We start from the raw sequence: 22,176 nt of genomic DNA on the forward strand, positions 1-22,176 counted from the left end.
ACACAAGACCGATTCACAAAAAACTTGGGGCTCCCGCGACATAAAATGTCGTGAAGTTGAGGAAAAACGTAAGCTTCCGTCGTCGATCCCGACCCGTTCGGCTTGGCTGGCTTTAACGGTTTTCCGGCATCTGGCCCTTGCGGTTGGCCTCTGAAACCAGTCAACTCCGCACCGATTTCCCCCAAACACAGGCAGACGCATGTTCTTCGCTTCCGACAATTGGGCAGGCGCCCATCCCAATATCGTTGCCGGCCTGTCGGCCGCGGCCGGCGGCTTTGCCACCGCCTATGGCGACAGCGCATTCGACCAGGCGGTCTACACCAAGTTCAGCGAGATTTTCGAACGCGAGGTCGCGGTGTTCTTCGTGGCGACCGGCACCGCCGCCAATTCGCTGTCGTTGACCACCTTCAACAAGCCCGGCGGCATTTCGTTCTGTCATCGCGAATCGCACATCGTCGAGGACGAGTGCGGCGCGCCGGAGTATTTTTCCGGCGGCTCGCGTTTGCATGCCATTGACGGCGCACTGGGCAAGATCGACCCGCACAATCTGGAGCGGACCATCGGCCGCTTCGCTCCGGAAATCGTCCACTGGGGACGGCCTATGGCGGTTTCGATCACCCAGTCGACCGAGGTTGGCACCATCTACGGCCTGAATGAGATCGAGACGATTTCGGCCATCGCCAAACAACATTCCGTGCCGCTGCACATGGACGGCGCCCGCTTTGCCAATGCGCTGGTTGCGCTCGACACGACGCCGGCCGAAATGACCTGGAAACGCGGTGTCGACATCCTGTCCTTCGGCGGCACCAAGAATGGCTGCTGGTGCGCCGAGGCGATCGTGCTGTTCGACCTCGACCGCGCCAAGGAATTGGCCTTCCTGCGCAAGCGTGCCGCGCAGCTGTTTTCGAAGTCGCGTTTCGTCGCCGCGCAGTTCGAAGCCTATTTCAAGGACGGCCAATGGCTCGACACCGCCCGCCACGCCAACGCCATGGCCGCGCGCCTCGCCGCGGCAATCGAGGATTCGGCCCACGCCAAGCTGGCCTGGCTGCCGCAAGCCAACGAGGTGTTCGCTGTGATCAAGAAGACCGAGGCCGACAGGCTGCAGGCGGCGGGTGCTGCCTTCTACGACTGGCACAAACCGCATGGCTTTGACGGCCATATCGGCGAGGACGAGTTGCTCTACCGCTTCGTCACCAGCTTTGCCACGACGTCAGAGGACGTCGACCGCTTTGGCCAGTTGATCGCCTGAGCCCCGAGATCGTGAGCAAGCAAATGACCAAGCCGCCTCTTGGCTCGACAATGCGGCTGGTCCGTCCAGCACCAAACGTCCTTGGCTTCTACGATGGCCGCATCGACGGCGCTCGCGCCTGGTCGGACGCACCAAACTGGCTCGACGATGGCGCCTATGCGCTGGGCATATGCACCTACGCTATCGTCGATGGGTCGCAGGCGCTTGTCTATGACACACACATTTCACTGCCCCATGCCCGTTTCATCAGGCAAACGCTTGAAGCCATGGGGGTAACCTCGATCCGGGTTGTGCTCAGCCACTGGCATGACGACCATATTGCAGGCAACGAGGTGTTCCAGGATTGCGAGATCATCGCCAACGACCTGACGGCCGCGGCCCTGGCGAGCAACCGCGCTGAAATAGAAGGTGGCAGTCCGCCGATCATGCCGCTCGTCCTGCCGAACAGGACTTACGCCGGCAGCCTCAGCCTGATGGTTGGATCGATCGCGGTCGAGCTTCACCAGGTCGAAATCCACAGCCATGACGGCAGCGTGCTGCTCATGCCCGGCACCGGCCTGCTGCTGGCGGGCGACACGCTCGAGGATCCGATCACCTATGTCGCCGAACCGGAGCGGCTGGCCGAACATTTGATCGATCTCGAACGCATGGCCGGCTGGAAAATAAACCGGATACTCCCCAATCACGGCTCCCTGGAAGCAATCGAGGCGGGTGGCTATGACACAAGCTTCATTGCAGCGACGCAGGCCTATGTCGGCAAGCTGCTTGCCTGTAGGCACCAGCCCGATCTGGCAAGGCAGGATCTGAGAACGTTCGGCGCCGACATGTTCGCCACCGGTGCGGTGGAGTATTTCGCGCCATACGAGGCCGTTCACCGGCAAAACGTCGAAGCCGTTATCGCCAGAGACCAATAAAAAAGCGGCGCCTCTCGGCGCCGCTTTCGTCTCGGGAGGAGACGCTTCTATTCCTGGGCTACGTTACGCGGCCGTCTTGGCCTCGATCTGCTTGGCCTTGGCCGGAGCCGAAGTGATCGCGATCTTGCGCGGCTTCAATTCCTCGGGGATGTTGCGCTTGAGGTCGACGAAGAGCAGGCCGTTCTTCAGCGCAGCGCCGACGACTTCAACGTGGTCGGCAAGCTGGAAGCGGCGCTCGAAGGCCCTGGAGGCAATGCCGCGATAAAGCAGCTCGGAGCCTTCGCCGGTGCCCTCGTCCTTGCGCTCGCCCTTCACGGTCAGCACGTTGCGATGGGCTTCGATCGAGATCTCCTCGTCCGAGAAGCCGGCGACCGCCATCGAAATCCGGTAGGAATCCTCGCCGGTGCGCTCGATGTTGTAGGGCGGATAGGTCTGCGCGCCATCGGGCTGCGCAAGCGAATCCAGCATGGTGAAGAGACGGTCAAAGCCGACGGTCGAGCGGTAGAGCGGGGAAAAATCAACGTGACGCATGAGGTGTTCTCCTGTTGAGCAACATGGTTTGCGTATGGCCGGTGCGAAACCCGTAAGCGGCGTTTCGGGAGGACCAGCGGCCCCGACATTGGCGACCGCAACCCACATCTGGGGAGCGCCGGAATGCATTTCAAGCTTCGCCTGGCGGCAAAAACTGAAACGGCCTGCCCTTCATGAACGGCAGATGAACCGGCGCTTCGGCGCCCGTTCAGACAGCCCCCGCTAAAGTATCCTCAAGATCAAGGACAGGCGGCACCAGAGTTTACAGAGGTGCCGCGACGAGGCCGACCGGGTGTTAACGTCCCTTCCTCCCGGATCGACAGGGGCCGGAAGTACGCCTTCGAGCGGCTTCCGGCCTTCCCAATTGCAGGCCCGGCATAAGCCGGATTTGCTTTGCTTTTGATGCATTGGCGTCTATCACCTTGGGCGGGGCCAGCCGCGACAGGCAGGCACGTGAAGACGCCGAGCACAAAGCGCCGAATGACGGACCTTTTTCACGACACGCCGCTTTTCCACGAAACCGAGGGCAATCCGCGACCGGAAAACGCCACCGGCGGCTTCTTCGTCACGCGTGATCGCAAGAATATCCGCTATGGCCTGTTCGGGGCGGTGACGCGTCCGATGCGGGGCACCGTGGTGCTGCTGTCCGGCCGCAACGAGTGTATCGAGAAATATTTCGAAACCATCCGCGACCTTGCCGCCCGGGGTTTCGGCGTCGCAACGCTCGACTGGCGCGGCCAGGGCGATTCCGACCGGCTGATCCGCGATCGCCAGCGCGGCTATGTCAGGTCCTTTCGCGACTACACCGCCGATCTGGAGCAGTTCTTCGAGGAGATCGTGCTGCCCGATTGCCGCGGACCGTACTACATCCTCGCCCATTCCGCCGGAGCTGTGATCACGCTGCTTGCCGCACCGTCCATGGTCAACCGCGTGCGGCGCATGGTGTTGATCGCGCCCTTCCTGACGCTGCCCGACCTGCCGGTCTCAATCAGCACCGTCCGCCGCGTCTGTTCGCTTTTCTGTTTTTTGGGCCTTGGCCGACTCTATTCCGCATGGGGGCCACGGCCGAGACAGACGCTACCTTTCGAGGCCAATAAGGTGACCTCGGATCCGCAGCGCTACCGCCGCAACACCCGCATCTATGAAGAGTATCCACAACTGGCGCTTGGCGGGCCGACGATCCGCTGGCTGCAGGCAGCGGCGAAGGCGTCGGAGGCCGTCAGCGACCCCGATTTCATGGCCCGGATTCAGGTGCCTCTGCTGATCATCGCCGCCGGCGCCGACCAGGTCGTCTCGACCAAGGCGGTCGAGGCCTACGCCAGAAGTCTGAGGCTCGGCTCGCTGTTGATGATCGACGGCGCCAAGCACGAAATCCTGCAGGAAGTCGACCTCTACCGCGAACAATTCCTCGCCGCCTTCGACGCCTTCATTCCCGGCTCCGACGACCCGACGGCCTGACCGGTAGCACGGCTCTTTCACCGAGCCGGCATAGCTGACACACCGTTGTCAGGATGATCGGGTGGCAGTGCCCCGTGGCACGCAAACTGCTAAAGATTCTGACAGCCCGCGCCCACCCCGGAATGCTCATCTGCATGCGTCGAATTGAACGCTATGGAGATGAGATCATGACCGAGAAAACCTGCGCCGCCTGCGATTGCCAACTCGATGCCAACCCGATCCGCGTCAAGGTCGGCGGCAAGACCGTCGAGGTCTGCTGCGAGGAATGCGCCCAGGCGCTGAACGAGGCCGGCGTCTCGGCGGCCGGCACCGGGAAGGATTGAGCCATGCGCACCGATCATGCAACAGCACAACGCCTGGCCGGCCAGGTCCCGGCGCCACCATCCCGCACCACCATCCCGCATTTCTTGCACGCTCAATGCATCGCCGTGGCCAGATGGCTCGCCCGCCAGATGGAGAAACGCCGAAGCCGGCTTGCCTTGCTCGAAATGACCGATGAACAGCTCAAGGACATCGGTTTGTCACGCGGCGATGCCTATTCGGAATTCAGGCGGCGCTAAAGCAATTCCGGGAAAGACGCGCAGCGCTTTCCCTGGGGAATTGCGTCAAAACAAAAAGCAAAAGCAGTTCGCCGGTTCCATGAAACGGCGAACTGCTTTTGCGGGATTGAGCAGCGCTCGCCGACAAGTCTCCTGACAGGACTGGGCAGGCCCATTGCGTAGAATGCTCCTCGCGCCGCCGGAACTTTCCGGCGCGGGGAAAGAGCTCAACGGCCATGTCGCAATTCACAGTTCAGCTCCTTCTCGATACCGGCATCGTCAAGGTGCGGAATGTCGTCTGCAGCGGCGAATGCCGGCACAGGAGCGATGAAGAATGCACGTCGGCCGCGCATCTGGTGTTTCCCTATCGCGGCGTCTTCGTGCGCCATGTCGGCCGCAATGACGCCGTCGCGGAAGCCAATCAGCTGCTGTTCTTCAATCAGGCTGAGGCCTACCAGGTCAGCCACCCCATCGAGGGCGGCGACGCCTGCCTAGACCTCGTCATCGAGGAAGGCCAATTGCGCGAGCTGGCGCCGAAGGGGCAGTTGCGAGCCAGTGGCATCCTGGCGTTTCGTCGCCAGCGCCGGCGCATCGATCCGCGCGCACAGGCCTTGGTGGCATTGCTGCGCCACAGCCTGAGCCGCAATGTCGCCGAAACGCTTGAGGCCGAGACGCTTGCCCTGACGCTGGTGCGGCGCTCGCTCGGCGAGCGCACCTCGCATGTCGCGGGCGCCAGCCCCGGGCGGCAGAAGCTGGTCGACCGCGCCAAGCTCGTGCTGTCGTCGGACCTGTCGCGGCGCTGGACGCTGGCCGAAATTGCCGCCGAGGTCGGCGTTTCGCCGGTCTATCTGACGCAAATGTTCCAGCAGGTCGAGGCCATGCCGCTCTATCGCTATCATCTGCGCCTGCGGCTGGCGCGCGCGCTCGACCTGCTTGGCCGCTACGACAATCTGACCACGCTTGGCATGGACCTTGGCTTCTCCAGCCACAGCCATTTCAGTGCGTCGTTCAGGCAGGTCTACGGACGCACGCCGGCGGAGTTCCAGCGCTCGATCAAGCCGCGCTGAAGTAGGGAAATGTCAGCCGCGCAGGGCAGCCATGGCGGCCGCGTGAAGCTCCGGCGTCGCCGCCGCCAGAACATCGCCACCCTTTTCCGCCGGCCCGCCATCGAAGGTGGTGATGACACCGCCCGCCTTCTCGATGATCGGGATCAGCGCCACGATGTCGTAAGGCTTCAGGCCGGGGTCGGCGACGATGTCGACGCTTCCCGAGGCGATCATGGCGAAGGCATAGCAATCGGCACCGTAGCGGGCGAGCTGGACCTGTTTCTCGAACGCGTCATAGCGCGTGCGCGCCTCGCCCTTGAACAGCGCCGGCGTCGTGGTGAACAGCGTTGCCTCGTCGAGCCTTGTCGTCTTGCGGGTCGAAAGCTTGCGCGGTCCGCCCGGCCCCTCATAGTGCGAGCCCGAGGCGTTGGCGTAAAACAGTTCGCCGGTGAAGGGCTGCGCCATCATGCCGGCAACCGCGTCGCCATCGACCGTCAGCCCGACCAGCGTCCCCCACACCGGCAGGCCGGAGATGAAAGCGCGCGTGCCGTCGATCGGGTCGATCACCCAGACATGCCGGCTGGAGATGTTCTCGCTGCCATGCTCCTCGCCGAGAATGCCATGGTCGGGATACTCAGCCGATATCAGTGCCCGGATGGCGCGTTCCGTCTCGCGGTCTGCTTCGGTGACCGGGTCGAAACTGCCCTTTTCCTTGTTGGCCACGGCACCCTGGGCGCGAAAGCGCGGCAAGGTCTCGGCCGCTGCCGCTTGCGCGATACGGCGCATGAAATCGATACTGATGTCCAACTGATTCTCCCGCATTGCAGAGTGCCCAACTGGGCTCTGCCGACACTTTCCCGCCAAAACAAGCCTGTTTATCGATTTATTCGCCGTGACAGCTGTTGCCCAAATGTCACGCAAGCGTCATCGAAACGCAATTTCCACATCACTCTGAATTAAAAAAGCCTGAAGGTCGCTTGACATTTGTGCACCGCACAATACCCTCGACCTCGGACAGGTTTTCCTGTCCATGCCCTCCTTGGGCGTTTCCTCCCTAGACTTCGACCGTATCGTGCAAACGATGCGGTCTTTTTTTACGCCTTGCACTCTCGCCGGTTATTTTACTCCGCGGCCAGCGGCAGGTCGATGAAATGATGGTCGGGCATCGCCATCAGATCGGCTGAAAATCGCGTCAGGTCGTCGGCCAGCGCGTCGAAGCCGGCAGCCTTCTCGAATGTCCGCTCATTCATGTAAAGCCCGCGATTGACCTCGATCTGCAGCGCATGCAGATGGCGCGCCGGGCGGCCATAGTGCTCGGTGATGAAGCCACCGGCATAAGGCTTGTTGTGGGCGACGGTGTAACCCATGGCGGAGAGCAGGCCGATCGCGGTCTCGGTCAGCGCCGCGGTGGCCGAGATGCCGAAACGATCGCCGATGATGAAGTCCGGCCGCAGACCGCTGTCGCCGACACGGATGCTCGCCGGCATCGAATGGCAATCGATCAGCACGGCAAAGCCGAACCGGGCATGGGTCCTGGTCAAAAGCCGCTTCAGCGTTTCGTGATAGGGCTTGTAGACGGCCTCGATGCGGGCGACGGCTTCGGCCAGCGGCAAGCGGCCGGAATAGATGTCGAGCCCCTCCCCCACCAGCTTGGGCACGGTGCCCAGGCCGCCCGCCACCCGCGCCGAGCGGATATTGCAGAAGGACGGCACCGGCTCGGCGAACATGCGCGGGTCGAGTTCCCAGGGCTCGCGGTTGACGTCGAGATAGGCGCGCGGGAAATTCGCCGCCAGCATCGGCGCGCCAAGCGCCACGGCACCGCCGAACAGTTCGTCGACATAGCAATCCTCCGAGCGGCGGATGGCGTTGCGGTCGAGCCTTGCCATGGCAAGGAAGCGTTCGGGGTAGTAGCGGCCGCTATGCGGTGAGTTGAACAGGAAGGGGACGCGCTGCTCGGCGCCCGATCGGATTTCGAAGGGTGGAACGACCGAAAAATCCTCGGCTGCCGTCTTCAATTTGAACGAACCCGAAAACACCAGTGCATCATTGTATGAAACTGCCACCTTGCTGGCCGCATGTCCAGCATTTCACCGCGCACATGGCCTTGCCAAATGCGGATATTGCTTCGCCGCGTTCACTTGATGTTTACCGTCACCTCCTCATATACAGGATGGTTAACGGGCTGCCTCGGCGGCAGTCTCGGGCGGGTGATTCGGACGGGATATCATGGCACGCATTCTTCTGGCGGAAGACGACGACGATATGCGTCGGTTCCTCGTCAAGGCGTTGGAACGCGCCGGCTACCAGGTCAGCGATTTCGACAATGGCGCCAGCGCCTATGAGCGGCTGCGCGAGGAACCGTTCTCGCTGCTGTTGACCGACATCGTCATGCCGGAGATGGACGGCATCGAGCTGGCGCGGCGTGCCACCGAGATCGATCCGGACCTCAAGGTCATGTTCATCACCGGTTTCGCCGCCGTTGCGCTGAACCCGGATTCCAAGGCGCCGAAAGACGCCAAGGTGCTGTCGAAGCCCTTCCACCTGCGCGATCTCGTCAACGAGGTCGAGAAGATGCTGCAGGCGGCCTGAGCCGCCTTCCGCAAAGGCATCGCCGCTGCGGCGAGACGACGCCTTCTTTCCTTTTTCTCGCTATTGACGCGCCGAACCAAAAATGGTGTATGCGCGGCTTCGGATGGGCGTGTAGCTCAGCGGGAGAGCACTGCATTGACATTGCAGGGGTCACAGGTTCAATCCCTGTCACGCCCACCATCCAGACAAACCTTCGATATTGATTGACCGCATACAGGCGGCGTCGAGGCGAACCGATCGCCCGGTTGTGCTCGATCAGGACTCAGATCCAGGAGCCCTCGACCGGCCGGGCCGCCGCCGTGTCCAAGCGGCCGGATTTGGGCTTCTTGCCCAGCGTCAGTCCGCTCCGTCCAGGTTTCCATCATCGGCAACGGAATTCTGCAGCGCAGTCGGCCACCGGCCGCCGTCGAACATTACCACCCATTGGCCCGCCAGGCTGAGCCTCGCGGAAGCTCGCCGGGAAGCATCAAAATCAAGAAAACGTGTCCTATGTGAGCCGCAACTTATGTTGTGTGCCAGGTCGCGCCGCTGGTAGCGTCCCACCCATCAGTAAGGGAAGCTTATCATGAGATGAGTTAGCCCGCTGGACGTTGGTTGGCATGCCGCTCGATATCTGATTTCTGCCGAACGTATGATTCTTCAGTTGTTCCGGAGATTTCATCTCACTTGTCTTCGACCGTATCAATTCAAGAAAAATGTGGGTGCGATGTTGGAGCATGATCAGGGTCAAAAGTTCTATTATTCTGCCGCCAAACTCGTCAAACCGCTTGCCATATTCGCCCTGGTTTTAGGTATCGGAATTTTTTGCCTCCAGGATCAACATGCGCCGCCCCAACTTGTCCTTAGCGGATGGATTTGCGTGATTACCGGCGCTTTGATGGGCACGATGATGTTGCGTCGATTGGTGACGCGAGCACCTGCGCTGGTGCTTTCGCCGCAAGGCGTGAAAATTCCCTCTGTGGGCAACCTTGTACCCTGGAGCGCGATCACCAGGCTTTCTGAAGTGTCCACCAAGAGCTTCGTCAGTCTGAGGCTGGCCGTCGATCCTGCCTATGCCGAGAGTGTGCCGCGGCCATGGTATGCACTGCGGCGGCGTGGCAAATTGGCTCTTGCCATCCCGATCAGCCAGATAGATAGCGCGGGCACGGATATCACTCAGCTTTGCCGCACCTATATGGCGGCGCAACCATCAGCGCTCAATGCGATGCAGGAACAAGGTGGCCGCGATCTCGCCCCGCCCAACACGCAGCCCCTTGCTTCCTACGGGCTTATCGCTCTGCTGGCTGTGATCTATTGCGCCGAGTTGGCTTTTGCCATCAACCCCAACCAAGGCGGATCGCCCTCGACGCAAACCTTGGTCGCGCTCGGCGGCATGTTTCGATCTTTGATCTGGCAGGGCCAATGGTGGCGTTTGGTCACGGCTACATTGACGCACGCCAGCGTCGCGCATCTTCTCGGCAATAGTTTTGCGCTTTGGCGCGCGGGGCTTTTGTTGGAAGGCTTGGTCGGCCGCCTATGGTTCCTGGCTCTTTTTGCCGTATGCGCGCTGGGCGGTGAGGTCGCTTCGCTGTACATGACCCCGGCCAATGTTGTTGGGGTTGGCGCGTCAGGCGGCATTGTCGGCCTTTTTGCTGCGGCAATCGTGCTCAGCTTTCATTTCCGCTCCAGCGCCCAGCGCAGCATGATGCAAGCGCGCGCGATGTCGATTCTGGTTCCTGCAGTGCTGCCGTTTCTTTCGGCTTCCAATAAAGGCCTGAGGATCGACTATTCCGCCCATATTGGCGGTGCGATCGTGGGCGCCGTGCTGGCTCTGGCGCTGATGTCGTTCTGGTCCCGCGACCAGGCTCGTCCGCTCTACACGCGCGCTGCAGGCGTTGTTGCCGGCGCTTTCGCCTTGGTAGCGGTGGGCGCGCTTGTGCCGATCACACAAACCTATGCTGCCTATGCCACCTATGCTGCCTATCCGACAGAGAATGCCTTTGCAGCCTTCTTCAACGGCCGCTACAGCGATGCCGTGCGGATGTTCCGGCAGCAAAGCGAAATGCCGGACGCACAGGTGGCTTATGCTGATCTGTGGCGCATCATGGCCATGGGGTACGCGAAAGACCCGGATTTGCAGACGCAAGCACAGCAGGCACAGGCCAAACTCACCCCTGCCACTTGGCCCTATCCGGTCTTCGATCTGTTTATGGGCAAGCTGCCTCCGCAGGACTTGCAAATGAAAGCCATCGGCAACGATCAATTGTGCGAGGCGGTTTTTTATGGCGCTGAGGAAGATCTGATCGGAGGGCATATCGAAGACGCAAAGCCGCTCTTGAAGAATGCGTTATCGATATGCCCAAAGACGTTTATCGAATTTGACGGTGCAAAGTGGGAATTGCAACGGCTGCATTAACGGGGACGAAGTGGCTTGGGGATTGCCTCAAAACAAAGAGTTTAGAGCGAGCCGCCATTTGCGACATTGGCTGCCCGAACCGCCAATTCGATGTCCCGGAAAAGCCGGTTTCCGGGTTCTGCCTTGAGTGACAGCGCAGCCATTGCAAGAGCGTCGTCGGTTCTGCCCAGAGCCGTGTGAAGGATATGGGCCGAGCATGCCGCAGCGTAGGGATAGCCGGCCCTGGCCGCGGCAAAGTAGAATTCGAAGTCGCCCGCCATGGTGTGGCCGCGAGATGAGGGGCTGGTCAGAACCTCCAAAATCCGCATGGAATTTTCGGCGCGGACATCGACTTCCCTAAGCATGAACGCTTTCAGGACCGCTTCGCCGTCTCGGTAATTCTGTTCTCGAAAATAACCGGCCGCCAGCTTCAGCGCATAGGCGGGGTTTAGTGGATCGAGCTTGGCCGCATTTTCGAGAATTATCCTCGCCTGCGCTGGGCCAACGCTGTTTTCCATCAGCACGAAGGCCGACTGATAGCCAAAGGCCGCCTCCAGCGGATGGTAACCGGATTGTCGGGCCTTCAATTCGTCCAGTATGGCCATTGCTGTTCCGCGATCGCCAAACACAGCTTTTGGCCTGATAACCCTGATGCCACCCATCACCGACGCGATTGTCGCGAACACGCTGCTTCCCGCATGGATTTGCCGACACCGGGCCATCAGTGCCATTTCGAAAAAAGCCTTGAGTGTCTCGTCTTCAAACTGACTGGCGCCGAAGTCGTCGGCGAGGAAGGCTCCGGTCTCCGATTTGAGATAGTCGAGCGTTGCCCGGTCCTGGCCGATCACCAGCGTCGCCAGGCCTTTTGACGCCAGTTTCGCCACGATCGCCTTGGCTAGCGGCGCGGGAATGACCTTGTCGCAAAACTCCAGTTGCGAGCGGTAGTTGCCGTGGACAATATCGCCGCTGCGCAGATGCAACGCGGCCATCGGTCGGGAAAGCCGAATCTCCGCGGCGGCGGCGATCGTTGCTCGCACGGGTTCGGAAAAGCCAAACGTGCCAAACGTCCGATGCCTCGATCGGGCCGACCTGTTGGCGGGCAGCATCGCCCTGAACCAGCTCTGCCGGAACGATCTCAGAATGCGGAAACTATCGCAGATCCACCCCTCGTATCCGTTCCGACGGGCATCGACAATCAGGCTGGATCGGCTGAACCGACCACCGTCGAGGACCCCAAACCGGCTGGTGTCGATCTTCTCTCCCAGCCAGTATTTTTCGATGAAATCGGCGGCAAAAACCTTGTCGACGGAATCGACAATGTGGAACTGCATGTCGTCGATGGATCCGCGGTTCCAGGTGAAGCCGAAACGGCACCCCATTTTGTCGGCGAGACATTTTGCATTCACCATGGCAAGCAGGCGCCCTCCAAGGCCATCTGCCCTGGTCGCCGCCAATGTCTTCATGGAGAAATCGCTCAAGCGGCATCAACTTTCGGGTGCTGTCAGCCGGACCTGACCGGCTTCCATATGCTGGAGGAACCACGCATATGTCTGCTCCAGCCCGCTGCGCAGCGAGTATCGGGGACGCCAGCCGGTGGCAAACAGCCGCGTCACGTCCAGCAGCTTGCGCGGTGTGCCGTCCGGCTTGGTCGGATCGAACGCAATCTCGACGTCCCCGCCGACGATCGAAGCGACCGTCCTGGCCAATTCGGCGATGGTGATATCCTGACCCGAGCCGACATTGACATGGCTGTCGCTGCTGTAGGTTTTCAGGAGGCAAACCAGGGCATCGGCTGCATCGTCGACATACAGGAACTCGCGCATTGGCGTGCCCGTTCCCCACACTGTCAGCGTCTTGCGACCGACCTGCTTCGCTTCATGTGCCTTGCGCATCAACGCGGGTACGACGTGACTGGATTCGAGGTGGAAATTGTCACCTGGACCGTAGAGATTGGTTGGCATCGCAGAGATATAGTCGACGCCGTATTGGCGCCGGTAGGCCTGGCATAGCTTCAGGCCGGCGATCTTGGCGATCGCATACCATTCATTGGTTGGTTCGAGCGGACCAGTCAGCAGGGCTTCCTCGGAAATCGGCTGCGGCGCGAATTTCGGATAGATGCAGGACGAACCGAGGAACAGGAATTTACCCACTTCGGCGCGAAAGGCCCCCTCGATGAGATTGGTCTGCACGACGACATTGTCATACAGGAAATCGGCCGGAAGCCGATCATTCGCCAGGATGCCGCCGACCTTGGCCGCGGCCATCACCACGGCATCCGGCCGATGATCGGCCATCCAGCGCCGCACACCAGCCTGATCCAGGAGATCGAGCTCGGCGCGCGTCGCCGTCAGGATCTCGCAATCCTCGACAGCCAGCCTGCGCACGATGGCCGAACCGACCATGCCGCGATGCCCGGCCACGAATACCCGCTTGCCCCTGAGGTCGAAGGTTTCGCCCATAACCCTGCCCTTATGAAGAGCGGCGGCCTGACGACCGGCGCTCGACACCATGGAACCACATAGCTCTCTGTAACGACAACTGCGCCAGATAGACCCATCCTGGCCGTTTACCCGGTAATGCGGGCCCCTTTTTCTAAGCTCCCGCAATACAAATCCCCTGCGTGGGGATTCTTATGACCTAATCTCGCTCGAATCAAACGCCCGCCACGGCGCACAGGCTCTTCATCCGCGATATGGCAAGGTCGGGATCCGCCAGCAGGCCTGCCTGGTCGGCAAGGCGAAAGATTTCGGCGTAGTGGCGGATGCCGCGCGCCGACTGCATGCCGCCTACCATCGTAAAATGGTCCTGATGGCCGTTCAGCCACGCCATGAAGACGATGCCGGCCTTGTAATATTCGGTCGGCGCCTCGAAGATTTTTCGCGATAGCGGCACCGTCGGCGCCATCAGCGCATCATAGCCGGCATGGTCGCCCGCGGCGAGCCTTGCCAGGGCGGCGTTGGCGACCGGCGCGATGGCGTCGAAAATGCCAAGCAGCGCGTGCGAATGCCTGTTGCCGTCTCCGGCGATCAGTTCGGGATAGTTGAAGTCGTCGCCGGTGAACATCACGACGCCGTCCGGTAGCCGGTTGCGCAGCGCGACCTCCTTGCCGGCATCGAGCAGCGATATCTTTATGCCTTCGACCTTGTTTGCGTGGCGCTCGATGATGGCGACCACCGTATCGAGCGCGGTCTCGAAATCGCCGCTGCCCCAATAGCCCTTCAAGGCCGGGTCGAACATGTCGCCCAGCCAGTGCAGGATGACCTTGCCGGACGCCTGGCTTAAGATGCGGTCATAGACGGCGGCGTAGTCGTCCGGCCCCTTCGCCACTTCAGCCAGCGCGCGGCTGGCCATCATGATCGCCTTGCCGCCCTGCCCTTCGATGAAAGCGAACTGCTCCTCATAGGCGGCGATTACATCGTCGAGCGTCATGGCGGCGGACGGCGCCAGATGGTCGGTTCCGGCGCCCGAGGCAAGATCGGCGCCCGGAACCGTTCGCGCCTCGGCGATCGAACGGCGGATCAATTCCTTCGCGTTGGCCCAGTCGAAACCCATGCCGCGCTGCGACGTGTCCATGGCTTCGGCGATGCGGAAGCCGAGCCGCCACAAATGATGGCGGAACGCCATCGTCCTGTCCCAGTCGACGACGGGCCGCGACCATGGATCGGTCATTTCGTGGGGATCGGCAACGACATGCGCGGCGGCGTAGGCGATGCGCGAAAACCGCGCGCCGATGTCAGGCTGTACCGGTTGTCCGACAAGCACGTAACCGGTGCCGCGGGCACCCTCACCAGGCAAGGCAATGTCCATCGATCTCTCCCTTCGCAGCGCCTATTAAATGGAACGTTCCAATAAATCAAGAAACTTTAGATTGAGAGCGCATTGACGACCAAATGCTGCGTTGCAACACTGAAAGCCTTATAAGCTAGGCCATTCGAGTACGCACAATCGGTCTTTCAGGCCGAGAAAAAATCCCGATTGACTCCTCCATGGAGCAGAGATTAGAACGTTCCAATAAATCTGATTAAGAAAACCGGGAGGAGATATCAGGATGGCCAGCCGGGCCAAGGCGACGATCTTCGACATTGCCCGCGAGGCGGGCGTGTCCAAATCGACGGTATCGCTCGTGCTCCAGGGCAGCGGGCTGATCCGGCCTGAAACCGCGGTCAAAGTGCGCAAGGCGATCGAGGATGTCGGCTATGTCTACAACCGCGGCGCCGCCAATCTGCGCAAGGCCCATTCCAACGTCATCGGCATGGTCATCAACGATCTCACCAATCCCTTTTTCGCCGAACTGGCGGTCGGCATGGAGCGCGTCTTCCAGTCGGCCGGCATCGTGCCGTTCATCGCCAACACGGCGGAGAATCCGGTGCGTCAGGAAGAGGTTCTGAAGTCGCTGATGGAGCAAGGCGTTGCCGGCCTCATCGTGTCGCCGGCGCGCGGCACCACGCCAGGCGCCTTCCGCCGTCTGGAGATGGCGGGCTTGCCGGTGGTCTTCGCCATGCGCCGCTTGCCTGAGAGCCGCATCCCGGTGATTGCGCCCGACAATCATCGCGGCGCCTATCTCGCTACCGCTCATCTCATCGGCAAGGGACATCGCCGGCTGGTCTTCTTCGGCGGCTCGTCCGACCTGGTGGTCTATCACGAGCGCCTTGGCGGATTTCGCGAAGCCTGCGAGACGCAAGGCATCGCCGCGCGCGACACGCTGGTCGTCGAGGGGGAAACCAGCCGCAGAGGCGGTATCGCTTGCCTCGAAACGGCTCTGTCGATGGCTGAACCGCCGACCGCCGCCCTCTGCTTCAACGACGCCGTCGCCTTCGGCGCCATGTTGGCTTTGCGCAAGCGTGGACTTGAGCCCGGTACGGATTTCGCCATCGTCGGTTTCGACGACGTCGCCGAGGCCGAGCACTACATGCCCGCCTTGACCAGCGTCGCGGTGGACTCGGCGGGCCTCGGCGAACGCGCCGCCCACGTCATGCTGAAAATGATCCAGTCGCGCACCACTAGGGCCGAGGATCATATCGGCGCGGTCAATCTCGTGGTCAGGGAAAGCTGCGGTCCTGATCGCCGCACGCGAAACAGACCTACGGGAACCGGAGGCGCTGCATGAGCGTCAAATGGGGATTGATCGGCGCCAGCACGATCGCCAGGCAATTCATGATCAATGCCATCCGTGCGCAGGCCGATGGCAGGATCGCGGCGGTGATGAGTTCCAACCCGGAGCGGGCCCAGGCGTATGCCGTGGAAAACAACATTCCGCTTGCGGTCTCGACGCTTAACGATCTCCTCGATGAGGATATCGACGCCGTCTACATCTCGACCACCAACGAATTGCATCTCGAACAGGCGCTCGCCGCCATCAGAGCGGGAAAGCATGTGCTGTGCGAAAAGCCGCTGGCGCTGACCAGCGCTGATGCCCGCACAATGGTAGCAGCCGCCAACGCGGCGGGCATCGTGCTCGGCACCAACCATCATCTGCGCAACGCCGGAGCGCACCGCGCCATGCGGGATGCCATCGCCTCCGGCCGCATCGGCAAGCCGATCGCCGCACGCGTCTTCCATTCCGTCTATCTGCCCGAGACTCTGCAGGGCTGGCGTATCACCAGGCCCGAAGCCGGCGGCGGTGTCGTGCTCGACATCACCGTGCACGATGCCGACACGCTGCGCTTCGTGCTGGGTGACGATCCGGTCGAGGTCTCGGCCTTCACGCAAGCCGCAGGCATGGCCGGCAGCGGGCTGGAGGATGGCGCCATGTGCATCTGGCGCTTCAAGTCGGGCCTGATCGCCCAGTCGCATGAAGGCTTCACCACCAAATTCGCCGGCACCGGCTTCGAGGTGCATGGTTCGGAAGGCTCGCTGATCGCCAGCAATGTGATGACCCAGAAGCCGGACGGCTCGGTGCTGTTGCGCACTGACAAGGGTGAGGAGCAGCTGAGCTTCGACCACGAGAACCTCTATGTCAGGTCCGTGCGGCGGTTCCATGCCGCGATCCACGGCGACGGCCAGCCTTCCGCCACTGGCGAGGACGGCATCTGGTCGCTGGCATCAGCCGAGGCGGCACTGCAATCGGCCAGCTCCGGCAAGGCCGTCAAGATCGACCCGAAACTCGGGAGCATGAATTGAGCAAGGTCGTTTCCGCAGCGCAGGCAGCCAGCCTGATCAAGGACGGTATGGTTGTTTCCGTATCGTCGTCGAGCGGCCTCGGCTGTCCGGACGCGGTGCTGGCCGCCATCGGCGAACGCTTCGATACGGAAGGTCACCCGAAGAACATCACCACGCTGCACCCGATCGCCGCCGGCGACATGTATGGCATCAAGGGCATCGACCATTTGGCGAAACCCGGCCTGCTGAAGCGCACTTTGTGCGGCTCCTATCCGTCCGGCCCCTCTTCGTCCGAACCGCCGCAGATCTGGAAGATGATCGGCGACAATTCGGTTGCCGCCTATAACGTGCCGTCCGGCATCATGTTCGACATGCATCGCGAGGCTGCCGCCAAGCGGCCGGGCGTGCTGACCAAGGTCGGTCTCGACACCTTCGCAGACCCGCGTAACCAGGGCTGCGCCATGAACGCTGCCGCCAGCGAGCCGATCGTGTCGGTGCAGCAGTTCGACGGCGAGGAATGGCTCTACTTCCGTTCGATCGTGCCGCAGGTCTCGATCATCCGCGCCACCACGGCAGACGAGCGCGGCAATCTCACCTATGAGCATGAGGGCGCCTATCTCGGCGGCCTCGAACAGGCGCTCGCCGCCCGCAACAATGGCGGCGTCGTCATCGCGCAGGTCAAGCGCGTAGTCGAGAACGGCACGCTGAAGCCGCATGATGTGCGGGTGCCGGGCGTGCTGGTCGACCACATCGTCGTCGCGCCCGATCAGTTGCAGACGACGCTGACGCCTTACGACCCGGCGATTTCGGGCGAGATCTTCCGGCCGCTGTCTACCTTCCGCAATGCCGAGATGAACGTGCAGAAGGTGATCGCGCGCCGCGTTGCCATGGAGCTGCGCGACGGCATGGCCGTCAACATCGGCTTCGGCATCTCGGCCAATGTGCCGCGCATCCTTCTGGAAGAAGGTCAGCACGGCAAGGTCACCTGGGTGATCGAGCAGGGTGCCGTCGGCGGCGTGCCGCTGCTCGACTTCAAGTTCGGCTGCTCGTCCAACGCAGACGCCTTCATGCCCTCGCCGCACCAGTTTATCTATTTCCAGGCCGGTGGGTTCGACGCCTCGCTGCTGTCCTTCCTGCAGATCGACCGCCACGGCTCTGTCAACGTCTCGAAACTATCGGCGCGGCCGCATGTCACCGCCGGCGCCGGCGGCTTTGTCGACATCACCGCGCGGGCAAAGAAGATTGTTTTCTCGGGCTTCTTCAACGCCGGGGCCAAACTGTCGCTGGCCGATGGCGGTATCCGCATCGACCAGGAGGGCAAGGTCAAGAAGGTGGTCAACGAGGTCGAGCACATCTCCTTCTCCGGCAAGCGAGCGGTCGCGCAGGGACAGGACATCACCTATGTCACCGAGCGCTGCGTGATGAAGCTGACGCCTGATGGGCTGATGGTGACGGAACTGGCGCCCGGCATCGACCTCGAGCGCGATGTGCTGGCGCAGTCCGAAATTCCACTCGGCATCGCCAACGATCTCAAGGTGACGCCGGCGGCGCTGTATCAGGAGCAGCCGATCGGCCTGTCGCTCAATGGCGGCGCCTCGCTTGGAGGCGCGCATGGCTGAGCGCCTCGTCACCTTCGAGCAGGACGGCGCCATCGGCACCGTTACGCTGCGCCGGCCAGAAAAATTCAACGCGCTGGACATTCCGATGCTGCGCGCTCTGGAAGTCGCGCTCGACGAAGCGGAACTGGCCGAAGGTGTCCGCGTCGTGTTGATCCGCGGCGACGGCAAGGGCTTTTGCGCCGGCGGCGATGTCGAGGCCTGGGCCGCGATGAGCGCCGCTGATTTTCAGGTGCAATGGGTGCGCTACGGACACCGCGTCTTCGACCGGCTGGCCAGGCTCAGGCAACCGACCATCGCCGTGCTGTCGGGCCATGCGCTGGGCGGCGGGTTGGAATTGGCGGTCGCCTGCGATTTCCGCGTCGCGGAAACGCACGTCAAGCTCGGCTTCCCCGAAACCTCTATCGGCGTCGTGCCCGGCTGGTCCGGCACGCAGCGCGCCGTGCGCCGCTTTGGTGCACAGACCGTGCGGCGCATGGCGCTGGGTGGTGAAGTTTTCCTGGCGGCCCAGGCACTCGTTTTGGGCATCGTCGACAGAGTTGTCGAAACCGGTAGCGGGTTGGCCGAAGCCAGAAACTGGGCCGAAAAAATCGCCGAGCGCGGCCCGCTGGCGACGGAGGCGGCCAAGCTGATGATCGCGGTTGCCGAAGGCGAGGAAAGTGCCGCCGCGACCGAAGCGCTGGCCAGCGGCTTCATCGCGCTCACCGGCGATCTCAAGGCTGGCGTGACTGCTTTCAAGACCAAGCAGAAGCCGGCATTTTCAAGAAGCTAGAGAAAACAGTCCCGATGAACGCTCCCCTCAACATCGCCATGCCCGCCGAGGCGTCAGCCGCACCGAAAACTTATCGGCTGCTGATCGACGGCCAGCATGTCGACGCTCGCGATGGCCGTATCCTTGAGCGCAAGAGCCCCGGCCATGGCTTCACCGTTTCGCGCTATGCACAGGCCGGCGAGGCCGAAGTGGAGGCCGCGATGCAGGCCGCGCACAAAGCGTTCGAGACCGGCCCCTGGCCGCGCATGAAAGCCTCCGAACGCGCCGCGATCCTGCTCAAGGCGGCCGACCTGATCGAGGCGCGGCTGGAAGACATCGCCCGGCTCGACGCGCTGGAATCCGGCAAGCCGATCGCCCAGGCGCGCGGCGAGATCGGCGGCGCCGTCGACATCTGGCGCTACGCGGCATCGCTCGCCCGCACGTTGCATGGCGAGAGCTACGCCAATCTTGGCGACGCCATGCTGGGCGTGGTCGTGCGTGAGCCGATCGGTGTCGTCTCGATCATCACGCCATGGAATTTCCCGTTCCTCATCGTCAGCCAGAAACTGCCTTTCGCGCTCGCCGCCGGCTGCACGGCGGTAGTCAAGCCGAGTGAAATGACATCGGCCTCGACCTTCGTGCTGGGCGACATTCTGCTTGAGGCCGGCCTGCCTGCCGGCGTCGTCAACATCCTCGCGGGTCTCGGCGCCGATGTCGGCGCGCCGATGGTCAGCCATCCCCTGGTCGAGATGGTGTCGTTCACCGGCTCGACCCGCGTCGGCAAGATGACCATGGCCTCGGCCGCGCAGTCGCTAAAGAAGGTCTCGATGGAACTCGGCGGCAAGAACGGCCAGATCGTCTTCCCCGACGCCGACCTCGAAGCCGCCGCCGACGCGGCGGTGTTCGGCGGCTTCTTCAACGCCGGCGAATGCTGCAATGCCGGCAGCCGGCTGATCGTGCACGAGGCGATCGCCGACGATTTTCTAGCTGCCGTCAAGGCACTCACCGCCAGGGTGAAGGTCGGCGACCCGCTCGATGATCAAACCAAGGTCGGCGCGATGATCTCCTCGGATCATCTGACCAAGGTCACTGGTTACATTACGGCGGCCGCAGGCGAAGGCAGCAACGTCTTCAGCGGCGGCAGGCAATTGGCCTCAAATGCCGGCCAATACCTCGATCCGACGATCATCCGCGGCGTCACCGAAGATATGGCCATCGCGCGCGAGGAAGTGTTCGGACCGGTGCTCTCCGTGCTGACTTTTGAAACGATTGAAAAGGCGTTGCACATCGCCAACAACACGCCCTATGGTCTGTCTGCAGGCGTGTGGAGCGCCAGCATCGACACGTGTATGTCGGTGGCGCGTGGGGTGCGTTCGGGGACGGTTTGGGTGAACACATTCATGGAAGGTTATCCCGAGCTGCCTTTCGGAGGCTACAAGCAGTCCGGTCTCGGACGCGAACTCGGCAAACGCGCCGTCGAGGATTATACCGAGGAAAAGACAATCCAGTTTCATCGCGGCCAGCGCACCGGATGGTGGGTCGGCTGAGTTTGGAAGAACCCGGTGGGCTGCCACCGGTCGTGTAATGCAACAAGGGAGGAAGTACATGTTGCGCAAACTTCTTATCGGAACGGCTCTCGCATCGGGCCTGGCTTTCGCGGCCCATGCCGAGGACGTCAAGGAAGTGCAGATGCTGCATTGGTGGACGTCGGGCGGCGAAGCGGCTGCTCTCAACGTCCTCAAGGGCGATCTGGCCAAGGAAGGCTATGCCTGGAAGGACGTCCCTGTCGCCGGCGGTGGCGGCGACGCTGCCATGACCGCGCTGAAGGCGATGGTCGCGGCCGGCAACTACCCAACCGCCTCGCAGATGCTCGGCTACACCGTGCTCGACTATGCGGCGGCCGGCGTGATGGGCGACCTGACCGAGACGGCGAAGAAGGAAGGCTGGGACAAGTCGGTTCCGGCAGCCCTGCAGAAGTTCTCGGTCTATGAAGGCAAGTGGGTCGCGGCTCCGGTCAACGTCCACTCGGTCAACTGGCTGTGGATCAACAAGGCCGTCATGGACAAGATCGGCGGCACCGAGCCGAAGACCTTCGACGACTTCGTTGCCCTGCTCGACAAGGCCAAGGCGGCAGGCGTGATCCCGCTCGCTCTCGGCGGCCAGAACTGGCAGGAAGCCACCATGTTCGATTCGGTCGTGCTGTCGACCGGCGGACCTGAGTTCTACAAGAAGGCCTTCAACGACCTCGATGACGCCTCGCTCAAGTCCGACACGATGAAGAAGTCGTTCGACAATCTGGCCAAGCTCGTCACCTATGTCGACCCGAACTTCTCGGGCCGCGACTGGAACCTTGCCACCGCCATGGTCATCAAGGGCGATGCCCTGGTGCAGGTCATGGGCGATTGGGCCAAGGGTGAGTTCCACGCCGCCAAGAAGACCCCGGGCACGGACTTCCTGTGCTATCGCTTCCCGGGCACTGACGGCTCCGTGATCTACAACTCCGACATGTTCGGCATGTTCAACGTTCCGGACGACCGCAAGGCCGCCCAGATCGCACTGGCCACCGCCACTTTGTCGAAGAGCTTCCAGTCGGCCTTCAACGTCGTCAAGGGTTCGGTTCCGGCCCGTACCGACGTTCCGGACACCGACTTCGACGCTTGCGGCAAGAAGGGCATCGCCGACCTGAAGGCAGCCAATGACGGCGGCACGCTGTTCGGCTCGCTGGCCCAGGGCTATGGCGCGCCTCCGGCGGTCGCCAATGCCTACAAGGATGTCGTCTCGAAGTTCGTCCATGGTCAGATCAAGACCTCGGACGAAGCCGTGACCGAACTGGTCAAGGCGATCGACGACGCCAAGTAAGCGCTACGGCTAAAACACCTTCCCCGCTTCGGCGGGGAAGGTTTTATCCCAGGATTGGCCGGCTCGACACCATGCCGACCGAAGACCCGTACGCACGGGCCGCCTTGCCGCCTGACGGCAGAGCACGGACGACCCGAAACGGGAGGAGCCT

20 protein-coding genes and 1 tRNA gene are annotated in these 22,176 nt (G+C 62.1%); 15 read left to right on the forward strand and 6 right to left on the reverse strand.

All coding sequences use genetic code 11. From position 1 onward, the window contains the following. The first annotated feature begins 199 nt into the window (after positions 1-199). Positions 200-1,249 carry a threonine aldolase family protein gene (locus tag AC1DX4_RS09270; RefSeq protein ID WP_477220034.1) on the forward strand — a complete coding sequence of 350 codons (1,050 nt, stop codon included), beginning with the start codon at positions 200-202 and terminating at the stop codon, positions 1,247-1,249. Between the two features lie 23 nt (positions 1,250-1,272). Beyond that, positions 1,273-2,163 (forward strand): MBL fold metallo-hydrolase, encoded by an 891-nt coding sequence (locus tag AC1DX4_RS09275; RefSeq protein WP_477220035.1) that lies wholly within the window; start codon positions 1,273-1,275, stop codon positions 2,161-2,163. Positions 2,164-2,226: 63 nt separating this feature from the next. Here the strand turns inward: AC1DX4_RS09275 and AC1DX4_RS09280 are convergent, their stop codons facing one another. Continuing rightward, positions 2,227-2,694, reverse strand: a complete 468-nt coding sequence (locus AC1DX4_RS09280; protein WP_013893124.1) for an Hsp20 family protein — start codon at positions 2,692-2,694, stop codon at positions 2,227-2,229. 480 nt (positions 2,695-3,174) lie between these two features. Between AC1DX4_RS09280 and AC1DX4_RS09285 the strand changes: the two genes are divergently transcribed. The 4 genes from AC1DX4_RS09285 to AC1DX4_RS09300 all read left to right on the forward strand — a co-directional run bounded on the left by AC1DX4_RS09285 (position 3,175) and on the right by AC1DX4_RS09300 (position 5,758). Beyond that, positions 3,175-4,152 (forward strand): alpha/beta fold hydrolase, encoded by a 978-nt coding sequence (locus tag AC1DX4_RS09285; protein WP_477220036.1) that lies wholly within the window; start codon positions 3,175-3,177, stop codon positions 4,150-4,152. Between the two features lie 167 nt (positions 4,153-4,319). Continuing rightward, entirely contained in the window at positions 4,320-4,475 is a 156-nt protein-coding gene (locus AC1DX4_RS09290; protein WP_477220037.1) for a hypothetical protein, read from the forward strand. Between the two features lie 3 nt (positions 4,476-4,478). Further along, entirely contained in the window at positions 4,479-4,712 is a 234-nt protein-coding gene (locus AC1DX4_RS09295) for a DUF1127 domain-containing protein (RefSeq protein WP_477220038.1), read from the forward strand. Between the two features lie 215 nt (positions 4,713-4,927). Beyond that, complete coding sequence (locus tag AC1DX4_RS09300; RefSeq protein ID WP_477220039.1) at positions 4,928-5,758, forward strand: helix-turn-helix transcriptional regulator; 831 nt, start codon at positions 4,928-4,930, stop codon at positions 5,756-5,758. Between the two features lie 12 nt (positions 5,759-5,770). On the opposite strand, the gene hisN is transcribed toward AC1DX4_RS09300, so the two are convergent. Then, positions 5,771-6,544, reverse strand: coding sequence for a histidinol-phosphatase (gene hisN, locus AC1DX4_RS09305; protein WP_477220040.1), 774 nt, complete (start codon positions 6,542-6,544; stop codon positions 5,771-5,773). A 314-nt stretch (positions 6,545-6,858) separates the two neighbouring features. Continuing rightward, positions 6,859-7,800, reverse strand: a complete 942-nt coding sequence (locus AC1DX4_RS09310) for an N-formylglutamate amidohydrolase (RefSeq protein ID WP_477220041.1) — start codon at positions 7,798-7,800, stop codon at positions 6,859-6,861. Positions 7,801-7,963: 163 nt separating this feature from the next. On the opposite strand from AC1DX4_RS09310, the gene cpdR reads away from it, so the two are divergent. The 3 genes from cpdR (at position 7,964) to AC1DX4_RS09325 (ending at position 10,721) form a co-directional block, all read left to right on the forward strand. Continuing rightward, positions 7,964-8,326 carry a cell cycle two-component system response regulator CpdR gene (gene cpdR, locus AC1DX4_RS09315; protein ID WP_006199474.1) on the forward strand — a complete coding sequence of 121 codons (363 nt, stop codon included), beginning with the start codon at positions 7,964-7,966 and terminating at the stop codon, positions 8,324-8,326. Positions 8,327-8,431: 105 nt separating this feature from the next. Beyond that, positions 8,432-8,506 (forward strand) — tRNA-Val (locus tag AC1DX4_RS09320). 526 nt (positions 8,507-9,032) lie between these two features. Continuing rightward, on the forward strand, positions 9,033-10,721 hold the full coding sequence (locus tag AC1DX4_RS09325; protein WP_477220042.1) for a rhomboid family intramembrane serine protease: 1,689 nt from the start codon (positions 9,033-9,035) through the stop codon (positions 10,719-10,721). Between the two features lie 41 nt (positions 10,722-10,762). On the opposite strand, the gene AC1DX4_RS09330 is transcribed toward AC1DX4_RS09325, so the two are convergent. The 3 genes from AC1DX4_RS09330 to AC1DX4_RS09340 form a co-directional block, all read right to left on the reverse strand. Continuing rightward, entirely contained in the window at positions 10,763-12,178 is a 1,416-nt protein-coding gene (locus tag AC1DX4_RS09330; protein ID WP_477220043.1) for an O-fucosyltransferase family protein, read from the reverse strand. A gap of 6 nt (positions 12,179-12,184) precedes the next feature. Then, complete coding sequence (gene fcl, locus AC1DX4_RS09335; RefSeq protein ID WP_477220044.1) at positions 12,185-13,159, reverse strand: GDP-L-fucose synthase; 975 nt, start codon at positions 13,157-13,159, stop codon at positions 12,185-12,187. A 193-nt stretch (positions 13,160-13,352) separates the two neighbouring features. Beyond that, positions 13,353-14,507: a dihydrodipicolinate synthase family protein gene (locus tag AC1DX4_RS09340; protein WP_477220045.1), complete on the reverse strand. Its 1,155-nt coding sequence runs from the start codon at positions 14,505-14,507 to the stop codon at positions 13,353-13,355. A gap of 241 nt (positions 14,508-14,748) precedes the next feature. On the opposite strand from AC1DX4_RS09340, the gene AC1DX4_RS09345 reads away from it, so the two are divergent. From AC1DX4_RS09345 to AC1DX4_RS09370, 6 genes are read left to right on the forward strand one after another with little or no spacing between them, the layout of a single operon-like run. After that, the gene (locus AC1DX4_RS09345; RefSeq protein WP_477220046.1) at positions 14,749-15,807 is read left to right on the forward strand and encodes a LacI family DNA-binding transcriptional regulator; all 1,059 of its coding nucleotides are present in this window, start codon (positions 14,749-14,751) and stop codon (positions 15,805-15,807) included. Continuing rightward, positions 15,804-16,820 carry a Gfo/Idh/MocA family protein gene (locus AC1DX4_RS09350; protein ID WP_477220047.1) on the forward strand — a complete coding sequence of 339 codons (1,017 nt, stop codon included), beginning with the start codon at positions 15,804-15,806 and terminating at the stop codon, positions 16,818-16,820. The genes AC1DX4_RS09345 and AC1DX4_RS09350 overlap by 4 nt, the downstream gene beginning before the upstream one ends. Next, positions 16,817-18,418, forward strand: a complete 1,602-nt coding sequence (locus AC1DX4_RS09355; protein WP_477220048.1) for an acyl CoA:acetate/3-ketoacid CoA transferase — start codon at positions 16,817-16,819, stop codon at positions 18,416-18,418. Before AC1DX4_RS09350 ends, AC1DX4_RS09355 begins: the two co-directional genes overlap by 4 nt. After that, a complete protein-coding gene (locus AC1DX4_RS09360) occupies positions 18,411-19,187 on the forward strand; it encodes an enoyl-CoA hydratase/isomerase family protein (protein WP_477220049.1) in 777 nt (258 codons plus the stop codon). The genes AC1DX4_RS09355 and AC1DX4_RS09360 overlap by 8 nt, the downstream gene beginning before the upstream one ends. Before the next feature lie 14 nt (positions 19,188-19,201). Continuing rightward, a complete protein-coding gene (locus AC1DX4_RS09365; RefSeq protein ID WP_477220050.1) occupies positions 19,202-20,713 on the forward strand; it encodes an aldehyde dehydrogenase family protein in 1,512 nt (503 codons plus the stop codon). Positions 20,714-20,771: 58 nt separating this feature from the next. Beyond that, positions 20,772-22,025, forward strand: a complete 1,254-nt coding sequence (locus AC1DX4_RS09370; protein WP_032938068.1) for an ABC transporter substrate-binding protein — start codon at positions 20,772-20,774, stop codon at positions 22,023-22,025. Positions 22,026-22,176: the final 151 nt, after the last annotated feature.

It is taken from the genome of Mesorhizobium sp. P3_A8 (genome assembly GCF_056402995.1).

Bases quoted from the DNA above. Each gene is read 5' to 3' on its own strand.
- AC1DX4_RS09290 (WP_477220037.1), top strand. From the start codon at position 4,320: ATGACCGAGAAAACCTGCGCCGCCTGCGATTGCCAACTCGATGCCAAC.
- AC1DX4_RS09340 (WP_477220045.1), bottom strand. From the start codon at position 14,507: ATGGACATTGCCTTGCCTGGTGAGGGTGCCCGCGGCACCGGTTACGTG.
- AC1DX4_RS09350 (WP_477220047.1), top strand. From the start codon at position 15,804: ATGAGCGTCAAATGGGGATTGATCGGCGCCAGCACGATCGCCAGGCAA.
- AC1DX4_RS09365 (WP_477220050.1), top strand. From the start codon at position 19,202: ATGAACGCTCCCCTCAACATCGCCATGCCCGCCGAGGCGTCAGCCGCA.
- AC1DX4_RS09345 (WP_477220046.1), top strand. From the start codon at position 14,749: ATGGCCAGCCGGGCCAAGGCGACGATCTTCGACATTGCCCGCGAGGCG.
- AC1DX4_RS09280 (WP_013893124.1), bottom strand. From the start codon at position 2,694: ATGCGTCACGTTGATTTTTCCCCGCTCTACCGCTCGACCGTCGGCTTT.
- AC1DX4_RS09270 (WP_477220034.1), top strand. From the start codon at position 200: ATGTTCTTCGCTTCCGACAATTGGGCAGGCGCCCATCCCAATATCGTT.
- AC1DX4_RS09370 (WP_032938068.1), top strand. From the start codon at position 20,772: ATGTTGCGCAAACTTCTTATCGGAACGGCTCTCGCATCGGGCCTGGCT.
- AC1DX4_RS09295 (WP_477220038.1), top strand. From the start codon at position 4,479: ATGCGCACCGATCATGCAACAGCACAACGCCTGGCCGGCCAGGTCCCG.
- fcl (WP_477220044.1), bottom strand. From the start codon at position 13,159: ATGGGCGAAACCTTCGACCTCAGGGGCAAGCGGGTATTCGTGGCCGGG.
- AC1DX4_RS09285 (WP_477220036.1), top strand. From the start codon at position 3,175: ATGACGGACCTTTTTCACGACACGCCGCTTTTCCACGAAACCGAGGGC.
- AC1DX4_RS09360 (WP_477220049.1), top strand. From the start codon at position 18,411: ATGGCTGAGCGCCTCGTCACCTTCGAGCAGGACGGCGCCATCGGCACC.
- cpdR (WP_006199474.1), top strand. From the start codon at position 7,964: ATGGCACGCATTCTTCTGGCGGAAGACGACGACGATATGCGTCGGTTC.
- AC1DX4_RS09275 (WP_477220035.1), top strand. From the start codon at position 1,273: ATGACCAAGCCGCCTCTTGGCTCGACAATGCGGCTGGTCCGTCCAGCA.
- AC1DX4_RS09325 (WP_477220042.1), top strand. From the start codon at position 9,033: ATGTTGGAGCATGATCAGGGTCAAAAGTTCTATTATTCTGCCGCCAAA.
- AC1DX4_RS09300 (WP_477220039.1), top strand. From the start codon at position 4,928: ATGTCGCAATTCACAGTTCAGCTCCTTCTCGATACCGGCATCGTCAAG.